Origin of the sequence: Paenibacillus sp. YIM B09110 (assembly GCF_037167145.1) — a bacterium.
Taxonomy (GTDB): domain Bacteria; phylum Bacillota; class Bacilli; order Paenibacillales; family Paenibacillaceae; genus Pristimantibacillus.
Genome location: NZ_JBANSP010000008.1, coordinates 116778 through 137732, shown reverse-complemented (window position 1 = coordinate 137732; position 20955 = coordinate 116778). Strand labels below are relative to the sequence as shown.

21 protein-coding genes are annotated in these 20955 nt (G+C 51.0%); 18 read left to right on the top strand and 3 right to left on the bottom strand.

The features are described 5' to 3' along the window. Nucleotides 1–186 precede the first annotated feature (186 nt). Nucleotides 187–759, top strand: a complete 573-nt coding sequence (locus tag V8F51_RS14510; protein ID WP_337100995.1) for a general stress protein — start codon at nt 187–189, stop codon at nt 757–759. Nucleotides 760–828: 69 nt separating this feature from the next. On the opposite strand, the gene V8F51_RS14505 is transcribed toward V8F51_RS14510, so the two are convergent. Further along, a complete protein-coding gene (locus V8F51_RS14505; protein WP_337100994.1) occupies nt 829–2058 on the bottom strand; it encodes an NAD(P)/FAD-dependent oxidoreductase in 1230 nt (409 codons plus the stop codon). Between the two features lie 90 nt (nt 2059–2148). After that, nucleotides 2149–3024: an AraC family transcriptional regulator gene (locus V8F51_RS14500; RefSeq protein ID WP_337100993.1), complete on the bottom strand. Its 876-nt coding sequence runs from the start codon at nt 3022–3024 to the stop codon at nt 2149–2151. 251 nt (nt 3025–3275) lie between these two features. Between V8F51_RS14500 and V8F51_RS14495 the strand changes: the two genes are divergently transcribed. The 4 genes from V8F51_RS14495 (at nt 3276) to V8F51_RS14480 (ending at nt 7817) form a co-directional block, all read left to right on the top strand. Continuing rightward, complete coding sequence (locus tag V8F51_RS14495; RefSeq protein WP_337100992.1) at nt 3276–4448, top strand: galactokinase; 1173 nt, start codon at nt 3276–3278, stop codon at nt 4446–4448. Between the two features lie 57 nt (nt 4449–4505). Then, complete coding sequence (gene galE / locus V8F51_RS14490; protein ID WP_337100991.1) at nt 4506–5495, top strand: UDP-glucose 4-epimerase GalE; 990 nt, start codon at nt 4506–4508, stop codon at nt 5493–5495. 65 nt (nt 5496–5560) lie between these two features. Next, entirely contained in the window at nt 5561–7159 is a 1599-nt protein-coding gene (locus V8F51_RS14485) for a UDP-glucose--hexose-1-phosphate uridylyltransferase (protein WP_337100990.1), read from the top strand. 202 nt (nt 7160–7361) lie between these two features. Next, on the top strand, nt 7362–7817 hold the full coding sequence (locus tag V8F51_RS14480; RefSeq protein ID WP_337100989.1) for a hypothetical protein: 456 nt from the start codon (nt 7362–7364) through the stop codon (nt 7815–7817). 135 nt (nt 7818–7952) lie between these two features. Here V8F51_RS14480 and V8F51_RS14475 read toward each other — a convergent pair whose 3' ends face one another. Further along, the gene (locus V8F51_RS14475) at nt 7953–8180 is read right to left on the bottom strand and encodes a DUF1128 domain-containing protein (protein ID WP_337100988.1); all 228 of its coding nucleotides are present in this window, start codon (nt 8178–8180) and stop codon (nt 7953–7955) included. A 176-nt stretch (nt 8181–8356) separates the two neighbouring features. Here V8F51_RS14475 and yyaC point away from each other — a divergent pair, with 176 nt between their 5' ends. From yyaC to tsaD, 13 genes are all read left to right on the top strand, one after another. Further along, complete coding sequence (gene yyaC, locus V8F51_RS14470) at nt 8357–8911, top strand: spore protease YyaC (RefSeq protein ID WP_337100987.1); 555 nt, start codon at nt 8357–8359, stop codon at nt 8909–8911. 29 nt (nt 8912–8940) lie between these two features. After that, complete coding sequence (locus tag V8F51_RS14465) at nt 8941–9804, top strand: alpha/beta fold hydrolase (RefSeq protein ID WP_337100986.1); 864 nt, start codon at nt 8941–8943, stop codon at nt 9802–9804. A gap of 13 nt (nt 9805–9817) precedes the next feature. Beyond that, the gene (locus V8F51_RS14460) at nt 9818–10474 is read left to right on the top strand and encodes a DUF6483 family protein (RefSeq protein WP_337100985.1); all 657 of its coding nucleotides are present in this window, start codon (nt 9818–9820) and stop codon (nt 10472–10474) included. Between the two features lie 30 nt (nt 10475–10504). Next, nucleotides 10505–11683: a class I SAM-dependent methyltransferase gene (locus V8F51_RS14455; RefSeq protein ID WP_337100984.1), complete on the top strand. Its 1179-nt coding sequence runs from the start codon at nt 10505–10507 to the stop codon at nt 11681–11683. A 111-nt stretch (nt 11684–11794) separates the two neighbouring features. Next, complete coding sequence (locus V8F51_RS14450) at nt 11795–13471, top strand: histidine kinase N-terminal 7TM domain-containing diguanylate cyclase (RefSeq protein WP_337100983.1); 1677 nt, start codon at nt 11795–11797, stop codon at nt 13469–13471. A 130-nt stretch (nt 13472–13601) separates the two neighbouring features. Continuing rightward, on the top strand, nt 13602–14684 hold the full coding sequence (locus tag V8F51_RS14445; RefSeq protein WP_337100982.1) for an HD-GYP domain-containing protein: 1083 nt from the start codon (nt 13602–13604) through the stop codon (nt 14682–14684). A gap of 110 nt (nt 14685–14794) precedes the next feature. Further along, nucleotides 14795–15145 carry a hypothetical protein gene (locus tag V8F51_RS14440; protein ID WP_337100981.1) on the top strand — a complete coding sequence of 117 codons (351 nt, stop codon included), beginning with the start codon at nt 14795–14797 and terminating at the stop codon, nt 15143–15145. A 141-nt stretch (nt 15146–15286) separates the two neighbouring features. Continuing rightward, nucleotides 15287–16156, top strand: coding sequence for a YitT family protein (locus tag V8F51_RS14435; protein ID WP_337100980.1), 870 nt, complete (start codon nt 15287–15289; stop codon nt 16154–16156). A 33-nt stretch (nt 16157–16189) separates the two neighbouring features. Continuing rightward, nucleotides 16190–17245 carry a thiamine-phosphate kinase gene (gene thiL / locus V8F51_RS14430; RefSeq protein ID WP_337100979.1) on the top strand — a complete coding sequence of 352 codons (1056 nt, stop codon included), beginning with the start codon at nt 16190–16192 and terminating at the stop codon, nt 17243–17245. An 18-nt stretch (nt 17246–17263) separates the two neighbouring features. Beyond that, nucleotides 17264–17752, top strand: a complete 489-nt coding sequence (gene tsaE, locus V8F51_RS14425; RefSeq protein WP_337100978.1) for a tRNA (adenosine(37)-N6)-threonylcarbamoyltransferase complex ATPase subunit type 1 TsaE — start codon at nt 17264–17266, stop codon at nt 17750–17752. After that, entirely contained in the window at nt 17749–18585 is an 837-nt protein-coding gene (gene tsaB / locus V8F51_RS14420) for a tRNA (adenosine(37)-N6)-threonylcarbamoyltransferase complex dimerization subunit type 1 TsaB (RefSeq protein WP_337100977.1), read from the top strand. Before tsaE ends, tsaB begins: the two co-directional genes overlap by 4 nt. Next, the gene (rimI, locus tag V8F51_RS14415; RefSeq protein ID WP_337100976.1) at nt 18582–19070 is read left to right on the top strand and encodes a ribosomal protein S18-alanine N-acetyltransferase; all 489 of its coding nucleotides are present in this window, start codon (nt 18582–18584) and stop codon (nt 19068–19070) included. Before tsaB ends, rimI begins: the two co-directional genes overlap by 4 nt. A gap of 2 nt (nt 19071–19072) precedes the next feature. Further along, on the top strand, nt 19073–20134 hold the full coding sequence (gene tsaD, locus V8F51_RS14410) for a tRNA (adenosine(37)-N6)-threonylcarbamoyltransferase complex transferase subunit TsaD (RefSeq protein ID WP_337100975.1): 1062 nt from the start codon (nt 19073–19075) through the stop codon (nt 20132–20134). The last annotated feature ends 821 nt before the right edge of the window (nt 20135–20955 follow it).

Sequence of the window (20955 nt, the reverse complement as noted above, 5' to 3'; positions counted from 1 at the left end):
ACCGCAAGTATGCACAACCTGCGCCTCACAATATGCGAGCAATAGTCAAAATATCCATTCATATGCCAAAATACGACTCAATCCCGCCTCAGAGGGGCATAACAAAGATAGCTAAAGCAGCAATGATTCAGGTGCACAGGCAGAATCCTTGCTCTATTCTTGCGAATTAGGGGGTTATGGAACGAGATGGCTAGAAAAATCGGCGTGTTTGAAAGCCAGCAGCAAGTTATTGAAGCAATAGAACAGTTGGAGCAGGCAGGGTTCGTTACTGGTGAATTGAAGGTGCTTGCGAAGGATGCGGAGCATTCCAGACGTATCGAGGCGGAGAGCGATGTGCATGCGGACGAGATGCGGGAGCTGGAGGACACAGACGGCAATCGATTCGGGCATGGACTCGGGATTGGAAGCTTGGCAATGGGGGAGGCGGCAGGCTTTGGCGGCGCTGGAACGGTTGCCGCCTATGGTGCGAGCACCTGGGGACCGGGAACGGCCCTCGGCGGATTTCCGGCTGCGCTTGCCGCGTTCACGTTATTCGATACAGACGAGCATTCGAGTTCTCTTCACGCGCTTGGTCTCGATGACGAAGAGACCAAAATATGCTCGCAGGCGATAAGCGAGGGCTCTCTCGTACTGATCGTCGAAACGGATGAGAGCAAGTCGTTGCTGGATAAGGACGGCGGTCCAGACCTATCGCGTCTTGGGGCTGCGGAAGCTGTATTTCGCGGCTGCGGCGCATCATTAATTGTAGCCGGTGCTTAAGGAAAAAAACCGCTTGATTGGCCGCTTTCGGAACGGGGCTAATCAGGCGGTTTTTTTAAAATTACAGAACTACACACGGCTCAACGACTTGCGGTCTAGAGCTACGACCTTCGAAAGGTCATTCGAGATTCCTTTAATTTGATCGCGCAGCAGGTGGGCGGCTATCATGCTATAGATCGAGCCGTTGCCTCCATATCCGAGGCAGTAGAACACGTTTGGCCAAGCCGGATCTTCGCCAATGAACGGCAGGTTGTCGCGCGACTCGCCGAAGGTGGCATTCCATTCGTATTCGACAGGCGCTTCAAGCATTGGGAACAGCGACCGCATTTGATCATAAAGCTTCTCGCTATGCTTTTGTTGCTTTTGGGCATCGTGCAGCGGCTGCTCGATCTCTTCGTCAAGTCCCCCGACAATGACGCGGTTATGATCATCTGTACGCATATACAGATAGGGACGAGCGGTTTCCCATATTAAGAAATGTTGATGCCAATCAGCAAGGCTTTGCTGAACACCTGTTACGATTGCGAAGGAGCGGTTCAAGCTTGCTTTGATCAGCTTGCCACGAAGCTCTTCCGGTTCATAGCCAATCGCATAGATGACATGCTTCGCTTCAACTTCATAACCGTCTGCTGAACGCAGCAAGTGAACGCCGTTCTCCAGCGTACGATGGTCTACAATATCGGTATGCTCATACGCCTGCAAGCCTGCGTCTACTGCATGTCGCGCCAAGGTGCTGACGAACCGGTACGGGTTGATTGCTGCATCTCCATGGGTGACAATGGCCCCTGACTTGCGGAAAGGAAAATGCTTCGCAATCTTGTCTCCATCCCAGAACTCAACATCAAAGCCATTGTGATGAAGAGCTTCGTATTCCTTCTTCAGCTTTGGCAGATCCTGTTCGCTTGAAGCGTAATACAAGCTGCTTCTTCGCTTGAACCCTACATCAACCGCAAGCTGGTTCACAGTTGAATCAATCATATCGACAGCTTCCTTGCATGCTCTGTAGAAAGCAACTGCGTCCTTGTGCCCAATCTGATCGATGAGATCGCATAACATGACGTCATTGCAAAATTGCAGCATGCCCGTATTGGCGGAAGTACTTCCGCCAGCAATCTCGCCGCGCTCGAGCAAGGCGACGGATAAGCCGCTTTGGACAAGCACATGGCTGCAGATCGAGCCCGACATGCCGCCTCCGATAACGGCGACTTCGACTGATATATTTTGGTTAAGCGCAGGCTGCTCCAATGAGTCTCCCATCGTTCCAGGCCAATACAAATGTCCTGTATACAGCTCCTTCATAGATCATCACTCCCGCTCGTAGTATGCCCGAATTATGGCTAATATGATCGTTTTTAAGGGATGAAATAACGCTGGCGCAGGTGTCTTGCCTTAGGATTGGCGCAAATTTCTCATGGAGTCGCGGTAGGCGGTAGGCGATTGACCGTATAGCTTGCGAAATTGCTTGGAAAAATACAATGCATCCTGAAGGCCGACGGAAGCTGATATTTGCTCAACGGTGAGCTCAGGACGCTCACGAAGCATGTGACGCGCTTTGTCGATGCGCAGCTTGAGCAGGAAGGTAACCGGCGATACTCCCGTCCGCTGCTTGAAGAAGCGGGACAGGTAGGCGCGGTTATACCCCAGCGACTCCGCCATTTGCTCGATCGATACAGGGTGCGTGTATTGCGACGACAAGTAATGGATCATTTGCTGCAGCAGCAAGTCCCCTTGGCCGTGAGCGGTACGAACCGAGTCGTCGCCGCCGGCAGCATGCAGCGCCTTCATATATTCGGCCAGCAGCAGATGCAGATGGCCAGTTGCCGATAGCTGCGCATCAGCACCGCCGACCTTGAACGTCTGGTAGATGCGTCGGAATAGGAGGGCTGCCCGCTTCCACTTCGCCATGCCGATCACTTGCTGGTCTGCTTGGAAGCCGGCAGCCGCAACGAGCTCGGCAGCATGCTCGCCGCTGAAGGCGACCCAGCGATAGCGCCATGGATTGGAACTGTCCGATTCATAGCTGATGAGCTGCTTCGGCTCAATAAGGAACGTGTCTCCCGCGGCAAGAGAATGTCTCTTCCCTTCCAATTGGAAGACGCCTTCTCCTTCCAGCACAATGTGCATGAGATAGAAGTCGTACACCTTCGGACCAAGCCGGTGGGAGGGCTTCGTCTGGCTCTCGCCTGCGAACAATACATTCAGCCGCGCATGCTCGCCCTGCGCGTGTACCGGGTTGGACGCAACCACATACATTTCTTGCTGCATCTGACTTTACACCTGCTTTACCCATTTAGTTGAAATCCGTAACATTTAAAGCGTTAAGAACATGATAGCATGTCCGGACAGAGGTGCGAAAGTCACATAAATCCATATAAAGAGCACTTCGAGCCATTTTGTTTTCGGGGCAGTTATTTTATACTAAGTTCAGAAACAAACGGTTGATCCGTCAAAACGGCGGCCACGCCGACCCAGCAATAGCTGAACTACATTCGAGAGAAAAAGGATCGTGATAGCAAATGGCAAATCTCCAAGCGCTGACACAACAATTTATACAGCAATACGGCGAAGGCAGTAATGAAATCGCAGTATTCCACGCACCGGGCCGCGTCAATCTTATTGGCGAGCATACGGACTACAATGGCGGCTACGTATTTCCGGCAGCATTAACTTTCGGAACGACGTTAATTATCCGCAAGCGCGACGATAACAAGCTCGGTCTGGCAACGACGAACTTCCCGACATCGAAGCAGTTCTCCATTGAATCAATCGCATACGATGACGCGGACGACTGGATGAACTACCCGAAAGGCATTGTCTATATGCTGCAGCAAAGCGGCGTCACGTTCAAGAACGGCTATGACTTGCTCTACCATGGCGAGATTCCGAACGGCGCAGGCTTGTCCTCCTCGGCGTCCATCGAGGTCGTAACGGCATTCGCGCTGCAAACGCTGGAAGGGCTCGAGATCGACAAGGTGAAGATCGCCCTTCTGTCGCAGAAGTCGGAGAACGAATTCAACGGCGTCAATAGCGGCATTATGGATCAGTTCGCGGTCGCGAACGGCAAAGCGGACCATGCCATTTTGCTTATGTGCGATACGTTGGAATACGAACTCATCCCGTTCCAACCGGGCGGTTACCAGCTCGTGATCGGCAATACGAACAAACGCCGCGGTCTTGTCGATTCCAAATACAATGAACGCCGCAGCGAGTGCGATCAAGCTGTGGAGGAGTTGAAGGCCGCTTATCCGGACCTGACTTTGCTCGGACAGCTTAGCCTTGATCAGTTCAATTCGTCCAAACATTTGATCAAGAGCGACATCGTACGTAATAGAGCGCAGCATGTCGTGGAAGAAATCGACCGTGTGCTTCAATCGATCACAGCGCTTCGCGCAAACGATCTGAAGCAATTCGGACAACTAATGAACGGTTCGCATGATTCGCTTCGCGATCTGTACGAAGTGACCGGTCATGAGCTTGACTCGATGGTAGCGGCGGCACGGCAAGTGCCTGGCGTTCTCGGATCGCGTATGACGGGAGCCGGCTTTGGCGGATGTACGGTATCGCTAGTTCATGAAGACAGCATCGAAGCGTTCAAAGAAGAAGTAGGAAGCAAATATACGGAGGCTACCGGCCTGAAAGCCGACTTCTATGTATGCTCCATCGGCAACGGTGTAGAGCGCTTGGTGTAACGCTATATAAGGTACGGGCAATAACAATTAACGAACTGTAGAGAGGGGAAATGAACAATGGCAGTATTAGTAACGGGAGGAGCCGGATATATCGGTTCCCACGCAGTAGCGGCATTGCAGGAGCGCGGCGAAGAAATCGTCGTTGCGGACAATCTGCAGCAAGGGCATAAGCAAGCCCTGCTTGGCGGCAAGCTATATGAAGGCGATCTTCGCGACGCGGCATTTCTAGACCGCGTGTTCCAAGAGAACGAGATCGATGCGGTCATCCACTTCGCGGCGAATTCGCTGGTCGGAGAGAGCATGAAGGACCCTGGCAAGTACTATCACAATAACGTATTCGGTACGTTGTGCCTGCTTGAGAAGATGAATGAATACAATGTCCGCAAAATCGTATTCTCGTCAACTGCGGCTACTTACGGCGAGCCTGAGAACGTGCCGATCGACGAATTCGATCGTACGCTTCCGACGAACGCATATGGCGAAACGAAGCTTGCAATGGAGAAAATGATGAAGTGGTTCGATGTGGCCCACAACATCAAGTTCGTATCGCTGCGCTACTTCAACGCAGCAGGCGCTCATGAGAGCGGCAAGATCGGCGAGGATCACAGCCCGGAGACGCATCTGATTCCTATCGTGCTTCAAGCAGCGCTTGGACAGCGTCCGCATATTTCGGTATTCGGCGAAGACTACGCTACGGAAGACGGCACTTGTATCCGCGACTACATCCACGTAAGCGACTTGGCTGATGCGCATGTGCTTGCAGTAGACCGCCTTCGCAGCGGAGCGGACAGCGCTGTCTACAACCTTGGCAACGGCCAAGGCTTCTCGGTTAAGCAAGTGATCGACATCGCGCGTGCCGTAACGGGCAAAGAAATTCCAGCAGTTATGGAAGCTCGCCGCGCAGGCGATCCTGCCGTGCTCGTCGCTTCGTCGGATCGCGCTCGCAAGGAGCTTGGCTGGAATCCGAAGCGCAACAAGCTCGAAGACATTATTCAAAGCGCTTGGAACTGGCATTCGGCTAATCCGAACGGTTATAACGACAAGTAATACGTCAGCTATCGCCGTCTTCTGACGGCGATAGCTGTTTCAGATAGAGAAGGGAGCAATACCGTATGACAACCGAACTGCAAGCGCAGGCACCAGCCGTGAGTGCCGAAGATGCGCTTCTGCTTATAGAACGACTGCTTCAATTCGCGAAGCAGCGGGGCATGATTGAATCGCTTGATGTGCATGCTGGCCGCAACGCCTTGCTTGATCTGTTCCAATTCACCGAGCCAATGGAGGGAGAGGTCCCTACCGAGCAGTTGGATAGCGCCGTGGAGCTGCTCGAGCCGCTGCTTGATTACGGCTATGCCATCCGGCTTATCCCTGACAATACGACGACGTTCCGTGATTTGCTTGATGCGAGAATAATGGGGCTCATCATGCCGCGAGCTTCCGAGGCTGCTGCCGCATTCCAGCGTCTGACTGCCTCAGAAGGCATTAAGGCGGCAACAGACGCCTTCTACCGTCTGAGCATCGATTCGAACTACATTCGAATGGACCGCATTCGCAAGAACAACTATTGGCTTCACCCAACCGAGTACGGGAAGCTGGAGATTACGATTAATCTGTCGAAGCCGGAGAAGGATCCGAAAGAAATTGCGCTGCTTAAGACGCTTCCGCAGTCCAAATATCCGAAGAGCCTGCTCAGCATCGCCAACGTAGGTTATGCAGGCCGTGCCGATCATCCCGCTCGCCAAAACTTGCGTGTCGTGCCGCTCTCGCTTCAAGGAGAGGAATGGTTCTTCCAGTATTCTCCTTATGTGTATTACAACGAGCATAGCATCGTGTTCAAGGGCAAAGATGAGCCGATGGTTATTACGCATACCTCATTCGCGAGACTGCTTGATTTCGTTGAACAGTTCCCGCATTATTTCGTTGGCTCGAACGCCGATCTGCCGATTGTCGGCGGCTCGATTCTTAGCCATGACCATTACCAGGCCGGACGTCACGTGTTCCCAATGGAGGTTGCTCCCGCAGACAGCAGCTTCACCGATCCGAAACATCCGGGTGTAAGCTATAGCATCGTGAGCTGGCCAATGTCGGTCGTTCGTCTGTCTGGCGCCGACAAGACAGAGGTGCACAGCGCAGCTTGCCGCATGCTAGATGAGTGGCGGGGCTATAGCGACGAGGCAGCTGATGTTCGGGCCTTTACGGAGCAGGAAGGCGGTATTCGCATTCCGCACAATACAATCACGCCGATCGCCCGTCTGAGAGATGACGGCGAATATGAGCTTGATCTTGTCCTTCGCAACAACCGTACGAGCGAAGAGCATCCGGACGGCATCTTCCATCCGCATAAGCATCTGCATCACATCAAGAAGGAAAATATCGGCCTTATCGAAGTGATGGGTCTTGCGGTTCTTCCGGGACGATTGAAGGAGGAGCTGGAGCAGATCGCTGCCTATTTGACGGGGGAGAGCGACGCTGGCGACGCGGGGCTGGACGAAGCAATGCACCCGCTGAACAAGCATGCAGCATGGCTGAGAGAGCTTGTAGCACGGTTCGGAACGGCTTGCACGCCTGAACAGGCGCAAAAAATCGTGGAAGCAGAGACCGGTGATAAGTTTCTTGAGGTGCTGAAGGATGCCGGCGTCTTCAAACGGACTGCCGATGGCGCTGCCGCTTTCGAACGATTCCTTTCTTCAATGGGCTTGCAAAAGGTTTAAACAATATTTGAAGAAGCATGCCAATCCGGTTGCTTCTTCTTTTTCGTTTTGAAAAAAACGACCTTTAATATACAGTTGTCTGTTTAATAATAAATTATTAATTTGTAAACTGCAAAAATTTATGGTATTTTTTATATGAAAACTTTGCTTATTGCATAATTCACTTTGTTGACTTTACTTACAATTAATCAGGAGGATCGATATGACCGAGAAGATGATTCCGTTAGATGAGTTTTTGGAGCTGAGCACAGACGAGCAAGTAGAGAAGTTGAAACGTTGGAAGATGGATTACACGCTGAAGGACATTCGAGAGGCTTGGAATTTCAAGCATTCCGCTCAATATTATATGCTGTTGAAGAAGCTGCGCATTTACGAACGTGTAGTGAACAAATCCGATAAATTCTATCCTGTCCAGGAGCAATTATTGAACCAAAGCGGTGCAAATGGGGAACGCGGCTGGAGAGGTCAACCGTCTTACATGCAGGAGACAAGACTGCCTGCCGACAGTTTCGACTATCACTTGAATACGACGCTTAGCGGGCCGCAGCTTGCGGATAAGCTGGAGCGAATCGCTCACTTCCTCAAGGGAGAGCTTAAGGACGTTACGATTAAGTTGTCTATTGTAGCTGCTGAAACGACGGCAGATGAGCAAGAATAGGAAGCAATCACAAAGAACCGAGGCAGTCATGTCATAACTGCGCTCGGTTCTTTTGTCGTTTTCTGTGATATATTGTCTGTTAATGGAATAAAATGTAAGTTAAAAAATGGTGACGAAATAGGTTGAGAATAAATGCTATTTGCCCCGCAGTTTGCCTAGCTCAGACACGAGCGCTTCCACTTCGCTGATGCTGAACTTTTCTTTCGATGCGACAACATCATATAGATCTTTAATATCCTCATACTGTTCAACTTTAAAAGAAGAAGCCTGCATCGCGGCTGCTGAAGCCATCTTGAGCTTGGCTTTAATGGTCTCGATCATGAACTCGATGTTTTCTTGGGTTGGGGATTCTAGATTGTTCATCATAATGCCTCCTTCAATTGCTGTGCCGCTCGAATAGCAACACATGTCTTATATAGGTGCTTCCGACATTGTATCATTTTTTGAGACTGGATGCTCATCAATTGAAGCGAAGCCCGAAATTGGATACAATCAATGCATTACCTGAATAGAGGAACGATAGAGTGCGAGGCATTAATATGACAATTGAATTTGACCATAACGAACTACTTGAATTTTTCCAAAGCATTGCGGAACATCAGCCTGATCGGAATCGCATTGTATTCATCTGTATCGGAACTGATCGTTCGACGGGTGATTCATTCGGTCCGCTCGTTGGTACGCTGCTTCATGAACGCGGTTGGCCGCGCATCATTGGTACCCTGGCAGAGCCTTGCGACGCGCATACCGTTTCACAGGCACTGGCATCTATAGTCGAAAGCGATACGGTAATTGCCGTTGATGCCTGTCTCGGGCATCCGAAGTCGATTGGAAGCTTCATCGCTGCCGCACGAGCGCTGCAGCCGGGCAAAGCAATAGGCAGACAATTGCCGTCGGTAGGACATTATAGTATTGCCGGCGTAGTGAACATGAATGGTCCGAAAGCGTATTGGAAACTTCAGACAACGTCGCTGCACCTCGTTATGCAGATGGCGGGCAAAGTAGCCGTAGCGGCAGAGAAAGCCTGGAGTCAACCTGGGGCTAGGGCGATAAGTGAAGATGATGAAACGATCAAGCCGTCTATTCCATACTAAAAACAAACGTATAGAGGAGCGTGTCTACGATGAGCAACGAAGCAGAACAACAGTTGATTTCGATAGCAAATGCTAAGGTTGAGCTGAATAATGGTATTGAGCTTGCATATTATGACTCTTCCTTGTCGTCTCCGGTTGATGTTGCCGAGAGCGGCAATGTAATCGTCCTGCTGCACGGGTATTGCGGCAGCTCTGCCTATTGGGAACGCGTGGTTGGCGCTTTGTCGCGTACGGCGCGCGTTATTGCGCCTGATGCAAGAGGGCATGGCTTAAGTGCAGCATCAGACGATGAAGTGTATGCGATGGAGATGTATGCAGGCGATGTGGCAGGGCTGCTGGAGAAGCTGAGTATCGACAAAGCATGTCTGCTCGGCCACTCGCTTGGCGGTTATATTACACTTGCTTTCGCAGAGAAATATGATGAGCGTTTAAGCGGATTTGGCCTTATCCATTCAACAGCCAAAGAAGACAGTGAGGCGGCTAAGCTTAATCGTGACAAAGCTGCGGCGTCGCTTCAGCAAGACGGAATTAAGCCATTCGTGGATGGGCTCATTCCGAAGCTGTTCGCTCCGGAGCATGCCGCGGCTAGACAAGCGGATATCGAGCGCGGCAAGCAGATCGGCTATGCAACCTCGCTTCAAGGCGCGATCGGCACGGCTAGAGGCATGAAGCAGCGTCCGGACCGTACAGAGGTTGTGAAGTCAACGTCATTGCCGGTGTTGCTCGTTGCGGGAGCAGCCGATGGGGTCATTCCCGCGGAGAGCACGTTCTCGGCTGCTGGTGAGCATGCTGTTCGGCACCTATTGGAGTCATCCGGTCATATGGGGATGGTGGAGCAGCCGGAAGAGTTGGCTGCGATCATCAGCAAGTTCGCGGATACGTTGAAGAAGTAGGGAGTGAGAGTCATTGTTCCAACGGGATTATTTCATGCGGATGATTGAGCAGATGACAGAGGCTGTCGGTCAGATCCTGCAGCTCAGACGAGAGAGGAAGCAGGAGGAAGCGCTGCTTCTGCTTGATGAGCTGCTCGATAAGCGATTTCGTCTCAGCAGCAAGCTCATTCGATCGTTATCCGATGAGGATTTGGTTCGCATGATGACAACGAACGGTTTGCTTGAGTCTGATCAATTGGGTGCGATTGCAATACTTGTACGGCAGGAGGCAGAGCTTCATGGTGAACTTGGACGAGAGGACGAGAGTTTCGTGCTGTCGATCAAGGCGCTTCATCTTTTTCTAAGGCTATCGTTAGCGGATACGGAGACAGTCATTGTGAATCCGAACGAACAGATCGCTGAGCTGCTTGAGGAGCTTCTGCCCTACGAGCTTCCGGTGCATACGAAGAAGCTGTTGTCTACTTGGCATGAAGCGGAAGGGCGTTACGATCAGGTGGAGAATATGATGCATGAGCTGTTAGATGACAGGGTTCTCTCGGCAGCGGAGGCGACAGACATTTATCGCCGCCTGCTGCTGCAGGACGATGAACGGCTGGCGGCTGGCGGATTGCCAAGACAGGAAATTGTGCAAGGTCTTCGCGAGCTGAATGACCAATATAAGCTGGGCTGAATAGAGAAATAGTAGGAGTGGATCGACAGCATGACAGAGCAATGGCAGCAACATATATATGAATGGATTGGCAAGGACGAGCTGATGCAGGCTACACTGAGCGGCTTGCGCCGCAAGGATGGAAATGCAGCACCTAAGACCGTCATTCGCAAGGTGCAACTGAAGAACGGCTTGTTTTATCAATTTGAATCCCATTTCGCGAGCAAAGTGCTGCATGAGAATGTTGCAGAGGGTCAAGCTGCGGAACGTATAACAGGATTGCTAGAAGAGCAGTACAAACAAGCGCTTATTAAGACACCTTCCGCTGATATTCAAATGCTGTTCAACAAGAAAGGCAAGGCGACGATACTGTCGAATGCTCCGACTGGGGCGATGAAACAGGCCAATCTCGATCATAATCGACAGAAACAGCGCATAATCGAGGAAGGCAATGCCGCGCCGTTCCTTGTTGAGTTAGGCATTATGACTCCTGACGGCAAGGTGCATGCGAAGAAACAGGACAAGTACCGTCAGATCAATCGGTTCCTCGAGATGGTGACGGATGTACTCGATTATTTGCCTAAGGATCGCGAGCTGACGATCGTTGATTTTGGCTGCGGCAAGTCGTATTTGACGTTCGCCTTGTACCATCTGCTTGCAACCCAGCAGAAGCGCAGCATTCAAGTTGTCGGACTTGATCTCAAAGCGGACGTTATCGCATTCTGCAATGAGCTTGCCGCTAAGCTTGGTTATGACAAGCTGCGCTTCCTCGTTGGCGACATTGCAGAGTACGAAGAGCTGCAGTCAGCCGATATGGTCGTTACGCTGCATGCGTGCGACACCGCTACCGATATGGCGCTCGCCAAGGCTGTGAACTGGGATGCTTCTGTCATTATGTCAGTACCCTGCTGTCAGCATGAGCTGTTCCGGCAGATCGACAATGACGTGCTTTCACCGATTTTGTCGCAGGGCTTGCTGAAGGAGCGGTTTAGTGCGCTTGCGACTGACGCTGCAAGAGGCACGCTGCTCGAATCGCTTGGCTATAAGGTTTCGATGCTGGAGTTCGTTGACCCGGAGCATACACCCAAAAATTTGTTGATCCGTGCCGTACGCGGAGAACAGCTCATCTTCTCGGACAAAAAATGGGAGCAATATGAACAGTTCAAGAGTTTCTTACACGTATCTCCGACTTTGGAGAGAGCCCTCTCTGACCGTTTGCCTGGACGATAAGGAAACGGCAAGCGTTGTACTACCAAATTAGTAGATTGTCGTTCTCAATTAGATTTGATACAATGGAAGAAGATGGCTATTACGATGGATGGGTGAACCGAATTGGGATGGATGTTCTGGATAGACCCGGCAATGTTTCTCATTTTGTTCTGCTTATTTTTTTATGTCTTTTCTTCCAATTCCATTACGGTACTGCATCGCATTTACTTATTGCTCCATATCATCTTCATGATATGGCCGATATCTCAATTTGTAGCGCAGACTGCCAGCAATTCTGAATATCGGCTGTTGTATTTGTCTGCCTCCTATGTAGGCCTCTCTTTGCTTGGCGTAGGTTGGTTCATATTAACGGTGTTTTCTACAGGCCAGTCTTACGTCATTAGGAAGAGCCGCATATTCATGATGGCTATACCTGCCCTTATTTCGGTTGCGGCAATCATAATCAACCCGAACGGCATGTTTCTTTCCGTCGACGATACAATCGCATCTGACAAGCAGCTTCAACATGGTCCTCTTTATTGGATTATGATTGGACAGCTTCTCGTGTATGTGGCAGTTTCGTTCACGATTATGATTTATAAGCTCCGGACCTCTGATTCTAAGAGATACCGGACTTTAGTTAGAACTGTGTTTATCGGACTATTGACGCAGCTGCTGTTTTCACTTGCCGATCTTTTCGTTAATATCATGTATATCGAATACTTGGAACACTATGTGCCGCTTATATCGGTTGGTATGGCGCTTACTGCTATTTATTTGGTTCATGCGATTGGACGCAATAAAGTGTTGGATATTATCCAGATTGCCCAGCGCGATGTGATCAATACGATGTCAACGGGCATTATTGTCCTGGACGAATTCGAGACAATCATTGAAGTGAATAAGGTGATTAAGCCAATCATCAGGCTGCGCATCGGTGATAAGCTGGACACTGCTATGATTGCTGCCACGTTCAAGGAAGACGCGGCGAAAGAGTTCGAAGCGTTCTTCAATGAGGTTCGCAATCGCCCTATGGATCGCGTGGAATTCGAGATGGAACTGGAGCATGATCGTTTCCGCCACATCATCATTCAGTCGGCTCCGATTTTGGACCAAAGGAGAGCGGCGATCGGCCGTGTGCTTACGTTCCAGGACGTAACGGAGCTAAGGCTTCTAGTGGAAGAGTCGAATCGGCATAACGCACAGCTGTATGATCGCAACAGGGACTTGATGCTTATGCAGGACGAGCTGTCTCAGGCTAACAAGAAGCTGGAGCAGATGGCGATCACGGATGGCTTGACCGGCTGCTACAATCGGCGCTACTTGCTGCTGCAATTGGAGCAAGAGGTGCTGATGAACTTGAAGTTCGGTATTTCATTCTCCATTTTCTTGTTCGATTTGGACTACTTTAAATTAATTAATGATAAATACGGTCATCTCGTCGGCGATGAGGTGCTTTGCAGTACGGTGAATGCCGTGAAGGGCGCTCTGCGGAAGACCGACATACTTGCGCGATACGGCGGAGAGGAATTCACTGTTTACTTACCGCATACGAATCGCGAGCAGGCAGATCTTATTGCGGAGCTAGTGAAAGAAGCCGTTGAGAGCAACAGAGTACATATCGGAACGGGAGAGCAGTCCATCTCTGTTACGATTAGTATGGGCGTTGTGACGATCGAGCACTTCGAGCCCTCCGTCATTGAAGACCCGAAAGCATACTTGAGGGAAATATTAGCTCAAACCGATTCCGCTTTATATGAGGCCAAGTACAGCGGAAGGAACAGAATCGTCAAGCGTAAGCTGGCTTAATAGTGTTGTCCGGAGGCGTAGCTTTCGGACTATTGGTCATTTCTTCTTGTCGTAGTCAATCTGCCCGATTTCTGATAAAATAAAAATCTACTAAGAGCTTTATAACTGTTGAAAGCGGGAACTGGTCGAAATGAGAAAAGTGCAAATTGAACTGGTAAAGCCCGGAGATAAACTGGCAAAATCTATTTTTCAAGAAAATGGTAGCGTACTTTTGGGCGAAGGTATCGAATTAAATGATCGTTATATCGATCGATTGCGCGGTTTGGGCATCGATTTTTTGTTCGTTGAGGACGGGAAGACGGTCGATCTCATTCCCGAGGAGACGGTCAGAGACGAGACGCGCAAGCAAGCGGTCGATGCGATCTACAAAACGATGAATGCCTTCAAGGAGCCCAACAACTTAAAGGGAAGAACGATTGCACCGGATATGGGACGGACATTCCGCTCTGTGTTCGGACAGATTATGTCCGATCTTAGCACGCGGCCGAACCTGCTCGTCAATCTGACAAGCATCCACTCCAAAGATAATTATTTATTTCAGCATTCGTTCAATGTTGCCGTTCTTGCCGGGATCATGGGGATTGCCAAAGGATTTAACCGCAATCAGCTTGAGGAACTCGGTATCGGGGCGCTCTTGTTCGATATCGGAATGACGAAGGTGCCGGCAAGCGTCCTCTCTCGAGAAGGCAGGCTGACGCCGGATGAGCATGCTCTTGTTCGGAATCATACAACCGAAGGGTTCGAGATACTGCGCAAATACCACGACATCTCCATCGTATCGGCACATTGCGCTTTGCAGCACCATGAACGCTTCAACGGCACGGGTTACCCGCGCGGTCTTAAAGGAAACGAGATTCATATGTATGCCCAGATCGTTGGACTAGCTGATACATTCGATGCATTGACTTCGCCTAGGCCGCATCGTAAACGGTATACGTCCAGCGAAGCGATCGAGTTTTTGTTCGCGGCTGGCGGCACATTTTTTGACATTGATTTAATTAAGCTTTTCTGCAAGCATATATCGATTTATCCGGTTGCGACTACGCTGCAGCTTAGCACAGGGCAGATTGGCGTCGTTTCGGAGAATAACGAACTTGCCGTGCATAGGCCTCGCATCCGGATCATTACGGAAGCGGATGGCACAGAGCCGGCGTCTCCTTACGAGATTGAGTTGAAAGATGAACTGCATATTACGATTGTGAAAGAGCTGTAGCCTTTCGCAAGAAATGAATAAATATAGGTTCTGTACTCTAGGAGCCTGACCATACGCACTTCGTTCTCTCTGCATATGTTATTGCATATGGATGCAGAGGAGTGAGAGAAATGGCGAATAGAGTGAGGCCGCCATTTTACGGCGCGAAAGGCAAGAAAAAGGTTATCAAAAGAACGACTGGTGCGACACAGCCGCTCGGACCGTATCTGAATCGGTTGACAGTGCTTTGGGTCGATGGAAATGGCGTACCGTTCAATACTACGGGATTCAATGCAGCATTATATCAAGGATCGACGCTAGTGCAGACTGCGTTCTTTGATCGTTTCGGGGTCGTATTCTTCAGTCGCGTTGAGACGCTGACAAGAGTTCCGTATACGATACAGCTGTATGATAACAACGGTGTCGTGTTCCGTACGAGGACGATTCCTGCCGGCGTAGAGGCATTTGCGGTTATTGGTTAGCATTCGTTTGGAACATGAGCAAGCCTTCCGGGCAGTACGGCAACAGCCGTCTGCATGGGAGGCTTGCCGTTTTTCTTTGAATATGTAGGAGGATTAAGGTAAAATAGTGAATAAAGACCGATAGGGGATGTGTGTGCGTAGATGGCAACATTGCAGCATCATAAGCTCTCCAAGCTGGACTTGCTTAGACGAGTGCTGTTCATTACACTCGGAGCTTCTTTAGTCGCAGTGGGGCTTGAAATTTTTTTGGTTCCTAACCACATTATTGATGGCGGTATTGTGGGCATTTCCATCATCTCCTCTCATTTGACGGAATGGCCGCTCGGACTTTTCTTATTTATTCTTAATCTTCCCTTCTTATTTCTTGGCTACAAGCAGATTGGCAAGACGTTCGCGATGTCTACTCTATATGGGGTATCGGTTATGTCGATCGGAACGGCGCTTCTTCACCCTGTACCTCCACTGACTGTTGAGCCCTTTCTTGCCGCAATATTCGGCGGGGTTATTCTCGGCGTTGGCGTCGGCATGGTCATCCGCTTCGGCGGCTCGCTCGACGGTACCGAGATTGTAGCGATTGTGTTCAATAAGCAGATTCCCCTCTCCGTCGGCGAAACAGTTATGTTTCTTAACCTGTTCATTCTAAGCAGTGCAGGTTTCGTGTTCGGTTGGGATCGGGCGATGTATTCGCTTATTGCCTATTACATTGCTTATAAGATGATCGATATTACGATCGAGGGCTTCGATGAATCGAAAGCGGTATGGATCATTAGCGAGGAGTGGAAGGAGATCGGTGACGCGATCATGAACCGTCTTGGCCGCGGCGTTACCTATTTGCACGGGGAAGGCGGCTTCACTGGAGGCAGCAAGCGGGTTATCTTCTGTGTCATCACGCGACTCGAGGAAGCGAAGATGAAGTCGATCGTGAACGAGCTCGATCCTATCGCGTTCCTCGCAGTAGGCAATATCCATGATGTGAAGGGCGGACGGTTCAAGAAACGCGATATTCATTAACAGGCAAGACGAGCAGCGAAGGAGCGCAAAGCATTGGATGAATTTGCAAGCATTCATCATTGGACAGGGGCGCGGCAAAGCGCCGAGTGGCAGCAGCGGCGAGGCGTTGTGCTTGGTATCGGCGACGATACGGCAATTGTCGACGGCGAGCTGGCTGAGGACGGCGTTGCCGCGCCGAAGCAGATGCTGCTGGCGGTTGACACGATGGTGGAAACCGTCCACTTCAATGTCGTGACGATGCGCGAAGAGGACATCGGCTATAAGGCGCTGGCCGCGAATGTCAGCGATATTGCCGCCATGGGCGGCGTGCCGTTGCATGCGCTCGTGTCGGTCAGCGTACCCCGTACATGGGGGCCGGAGCGGATGCGCCGGCTGTATGACGGGCTGTACGCGTGCGCCGAGCGCTACGGGGTTGCCTTGATCGGCGGCGACACGACTTCGGCGCCGGCGCATATGGTTATATCCGTGACCGTGACCGGAACGGTCGAGGCATCGCTTGCGCTGCGCCGCTCGGGTGCTAAGCCGGGCGACGCTGTATTCGTGACCGGTGCCGTCGGCATGTCGGCGGCCGGTCTGCATGCGCTGCTTGCACAGAGTGAGGATGGCGCTGCGGAGGCAGCGCATCCGGCTATCGTGCAAGCGCATCGAAGGCCGACGCCGTCCGTAAGGGCTGGCCGGCTGCTTGCCGCGCATGGCTCCTGTCATGCGCTTAACGATGTAAGCGATGGACTCGCCAGCGAAGCGTGGGAGATCGCCGAGGCGTCGGGCGTGCGGATTGTGCTGCGCGAGACGGAGCTGCCGCGAAGCGGCAGTATGGCGGCTTATGCCTCGGAAGCAGGCATAGATCCACTCGATTGGATGCTTTATGGCGGAGAAGATTACGTATTGCTGGGAACAATAGACCAAACGTCAGTCAAAGCAACCCAGGATTCATTCCGTCACGAAGGCATTCCATTCTTTATCATTGGCGAGGTCGAAGCTGGTGATGCCAAGGTTGATCTAATGCGCGCAGCGGGCAGCGGTCATAGCAATATGCAAGAGAAAAGAGTCGCGCTTGCGAAGCGCGGCTATAATCATTTTGAGCGATAAAAAAAGCAGGTGACATCGATGCAGCAAAGGATAGGACAGGGAAGTTGGCATGCCCATACCGAGGAAGATACAATCAGGCTGGCGGAGCAACTGGCCGCATGGGCGAAGCCAGGTACGATGATCGCGCTGGACGGTGATCTGGGCGCGGGCAAGACGAGATTCTCGCAAGCGTTCGCCAAGGCGATCGGCGTTAACGGCGTTGTGAACAGCCCGACCTTTACCATCATTAAGGAATATATGGGGGAAAGTCTCCCTTTTTATCATATGGATGTATACAGGCTGTCAATGGAAGAGGCGGACGAGCTTGGCTTGGACGATTATTTCTACGGCAGCGGCGTGACGATCGTGGAGTGGGCGAGCTTAATTAAAGAACTGTTGCCGCCGGACAGGCTGGAGCTGTTCATTGAACATACAGGCGAGGAATCTAGACGCATCGCATTAACTGGGTATGGTGAGCTGTACGCAGATTGGTGTGAAGCTTTACTTAAGATAGGAGCAAGCGAATGAAATTGGAACAGCAGGATATGAAATCGATCGAAGGCCCTGTCATAGCGCTGGATACGTCGACGGCATCGATGGCAGCAGCGGTTGTTCTTGGCCATAACGTTCTCGGCGAGATACAGTCGTTAGCTGAACGCAACCACTCCGTCCATGTCGTTACGCATCTGAAGCAGCTGCTCGCAAGCTGCGGTGTGAACGAGCAATCGCTGGCCGGCATTGCGGTAGGCAAAGGACCGGGCTCGTATACTGGTATGCGGATCGCCGTGTCCGTCGCCAAGACGCTCGCATGGGTATGGAATAAGCCGCTTATCGGTGTATCAAGCCTGGAAGCTGTCGCTTACGGTGCATTACATCATGGTAGCGAATCATCGCAGACATCGTTGACTGCTTCCGGCGAGAAGTGGGTGCTCCCGATAATGGACGCAAGGCGCGGGCAGGTATACACCGCGGGCTTCCGTATGACTGCAGGAGGCGCTTGGGAGCGATGGGAGAATGATGCTGTTAAGCTTATGCACGATTGGGTGGATGACGTTATTGGGCGGGCAACTGCGGTGACGCAGCAGTCTTCCGCGCCAGTAAGCCAGATATGGCTGGCCGGCGATCTCTCGCAGCACGAAGCGGAAGCAGAACGTCTTCATCAATTAGGAGCGGCGAATGGGATTGAGATCATTAGGCAGACCTATGTACTAGAAGGGCGTTGGATTGCTTATCTAGGCCAGCAGCTGTTGGCAGCTGGTGTTTCCGATGATGTTCATACCTTTGCTCCTAATTATACGCAGCTTACAGAGGCTGAAGTGAAGCTGAACGCCAAGCAATCGGAAGAGGGCATAAAAGGATGAGCGTAGACGTCAAGCAGTTAGAATTCCGCTTCATGACGCTTGCCGATATTGCTGCAATTGTGGCGATTGAGGAAGAGGCATTCTCCAGTCCGTGGACGACTGAGGCGTTCACGAATGAACTATTGAACAATATGTTCGCCAAATATATGGTCATGGAATTAAGCGGTGAAATTATTGGTTATGGCGGCATGTGGATCATTATGGATGAGGCGCATGTGACGAATATTGCCGTGCGCGATGACTACCGCGGACAAGGTCTGGGAGATCTTCTGCTTGGAGAGCTTCAGCGGACGGCTGTGTTTTTTGGCGCTGCCAAAATGACGCTGGAGGTTCGGGTGTCGAACGAAATTGCACAGCGGCTATACCGAAAGCACGGTTTCGAGCCTTCCGGCATTCGGCCGCGCTACTATTCGGACAACGACGAGGATGCGCTCATTATGTGGGCGGAGCTCGATCGTGAACGGCTGAAGACAGAGGAGCTGTAACAGTGAGTCATCTAGAGAAAAGGACGAGCCTCGGTTCTGAGGATCAGATTATATTAGCCATTGAGACGAGCTGCGATGAGACATCCGTAGCTGTTATTCGTAACGGCAAACATATAATGTCGAATGTCGTATCGAGCCAAATCGACATTCATGAGCGCTTTGGCGGCGTCGTTCCGGAGATTGCCTCCCGTAAGCATGTGGAGTCGATTACTGTCATTATGGAACAGGCCGTCAAAGAGTCAGGGCTGAAGCTAAACGATATTTCGGCGATTGCGGTTACCCAAGGTCCTGGCCTTGTCGGTGCATTGCTGGTTGGAATCGTCGCAGCTAAGACACTTGCGATGGCGCTTGAAATTCCGCTTATCGGCACGCATCATATTGCCGGACATATCTATGCCAATGAACTTGTTGCCGAGATGGTATATCCATGCATGGCGCTTGTCGTATCAGGCGGACATACCGAGCTCGTATTGCTGGAGAGCGAAGGCAGCTTCCGAATGATCGGTCGAACGAGAGATGATGCTGTCGGCGAAGCGTATGATAAGGTTGCGAGAGCTTTGCGTTTGCCTTATCCGGGAGGACCCTATATTGACCGTTTGGCAAGCGAAGCGGAGGAGGCTGTCCCGCTTCCGCGCGCATGGCTTGAAGCTGACAGCTATGATTTTAGCTTCAGCGGCTTGAAGTCTGCCGTGCTTGCCGTCATTAATCAGACGAAGATGAAGGGATTCGAGCTGAACGAAGCGGCGCTGGCGCGCGGCTTCCAAGAATCCGTTATCGAGGTGCTCGTTACGAAAGCGCTGCGTGCAGTTAAGCAATATGGGGCCAAGCAGCTGCTGCTATGCGGCGGTGTAGCGGCCAATCGCGGCTTGCGCGCTTCCTTGCAAGCGAAATGCGAGGCAGACAAAGTCCCGCTTCTTATTCCGCCGCTGTCGCTATGTACGGATAATGCAGCCATGATCGGTGCGGCTGCGAGCCTTAAGCTGAAGCGCGGCCAATACAGCGACCTTGATCTGAAAGCTGATCCGGGCTTGTCGTTGGAAGAGTGGTCGGTAGGAGCTAGCTAGCTCATTTTTTTCTCCATGTCGGAATTGACAGATAACTTACCGAAGCATATAATAAGCAACAAACCTTCAACAGCATATTAACAAACGCATAGATCAGGATTAGTAAAGTTCATCCGGGATCGCTCGTCAGCCTCTAAGGGCGGCGACAACAGAGAGCTGCGGGGCGGTGCGACGCAGTCGATGGATTCTTGAAACTCACCTGGGAGCGGAACAATGGAGGCGCAGGAACGATGCTTTGCTGCATCGATTTACTAGCGCGTGTACATAGTTACGGTTAACCTCCGTAATGGGGTGCATGGCGTCAACATCCGGAGTTGACCTGTGCTTAAGGTGGATGTCCACACTCGACTAGCAGGCTCGTTGTCGGGGAATGGATGTCAACAAGGGTGGTACCGCGCGGGTTATAATAGCCTGTCGTCTCTTGAATATAGAGACGACAGGCTTTTTTTGTATTCCGCCGGTTTTAACCGTATTGTAAGGCTGTCGATTAACTGTTAACCCATTTAGATATGATCTTAATTTATATCATTTTTCACACAAGACCAGCAAAACTAGATGTAAACTGTTTAATTTTATATGATTCATCATACAAAAGTGGTTAATTTATCCACGCAGCCGATGATTTTGCACGATTTTTCGATCAAAACCCTTGATTTGACCTATCTGTAAGGTTGATTTCACGAGAAATCGTACAACTATTGGTTAGTCACAATTAATCGACGGCCTCTAATTTCCAATCAAAAGTGGATGTTTCCCGGAAATGAGCCACTTGATTGGACGATTTCCAATGAGTGACTGCGAATTGATGTCGAGCGTAACCG

Bases quoted from the DNA above. Each gene is read 5' to 3' on its own strand.
- V8F51_RS14510 (WP_337100995.1), top strand. From the start codon at position 187: ATGGCTAGAAAAATCGGCGTGTTTGAAAGCCAGCAGCAAGTTATTGAA.
- V8F51_RS14505 (WP_337100994.1), bottom strand. From the start codon at position 2,058: ATGAAGGAGCTGTATACAGGACATTTGTATTGGCCTGGAACGATGGGA.
- V8F51_RS14500 (WP_337100993.1), bottom strand. From the start codon at position 3,024: ATGCAGCAAGAAATGTATGTGGTTGCGTCCAACCCGGTACACGCGCAG.
- V8F51_RS14495 (WP_337100992.1), top strand. From the start codon at position 3,276: ATGGCAAATCTCCAAGCGCTGACACAACAATTTATACAGCAATACGGC.
- galE (WP_337100991.1), top strand. From the start codon at position 4,506: ATGGCAGTATTAGTAACGGGAGGAGCCGGATATATCGGTTCCCACGCA.
- V8F51_RS14485 (WP_337100990.1), top strand. From the start codon at position 5,561: ATGACAACCGAACTGCAAGCGCAGGCACCAGCCGTGAGTGCCGAAGAT.
- V8F51_RS14480 (WP_337100989.1), top strand. From the start codon at position 7,362: ATGACCGAGAAGATGATTCCGTTAGATGAGTTTTTGGAGCTGAGCACA.
- V8F51_RS14475 (WP_337100988.1), bottom strand. From the start codon at position 8,180: ATGAACAATCTAGAATCCCCAACCCAAGAAAACATCGAGTTCATGATC.
- yyaC (WP_337100987.1), top strand. From the start codon at position 8,357: ATGACAATTGAATTTGACCATAACGAACTACTTGAATTTTTCCAAAGC.
- V8F51_RS14465 (WP_337100986.1), top strand. From the start codon at position 8,941: ATGAGCAACGAAGCAGAACAACAGTTGATTTCGATAGCAAATGCTAAG.
- V8F51_RS14455 (WP_337100984.1), top strand. From the start codon at position 10,505: ATGACAGAGCAATGGCAGCAACATATATATGAATGGATTGGCAAGGAC.
- V8F51_RS14450 (WP_337100983.1), top strand. From the start codon at position 11,795: ATGTTCTGGATAGACCCGGCAATGTTTCTCATTTTGTTCTGCTTATTT.
- V8F51_RS14445 (WP_337100982.1), top strand. From the start codon at position 13,602: ATGAGAAAAGTGCAAATTGAACTGGTAAAGCCCGGAGATAAACTGGCA.
- V8F51_RS14440 (WP_337100981.1), top strand. From the start codon at position 14,795: ATGGCGAATAGAGTGAGGCCGCCATTTTACGGCGCGAAAGGCAAGAAA.
- V8F51_RS14435 (WP_337100980.1), top strand. From the start codon at position 15,287: ATGGCAACATTGCAGCATCATAAGCTCTCCAAGCTGGACTTGCTTAGA.
- tsaE (WP_337100978.1), top strand. From the start codon at position 17,264: ATGCAGCAAAGGATAGGACAGGGAAGTTGGCATGCCCATACCGAGGAA.
- tsaB (WP_337100977.1), top strand. From the start codon at position 17,749: ATGAAATTGGAACAGCAGGATATGAAATCGATCGAAGGCCCTGTCATA.
- rimI (WP_337100976.1), top strand. From the start codon at position 18,582: ATGAGCGTAGACGTCAAGCAGTTAGAATTCCGCTTCATGACGCTTGCC.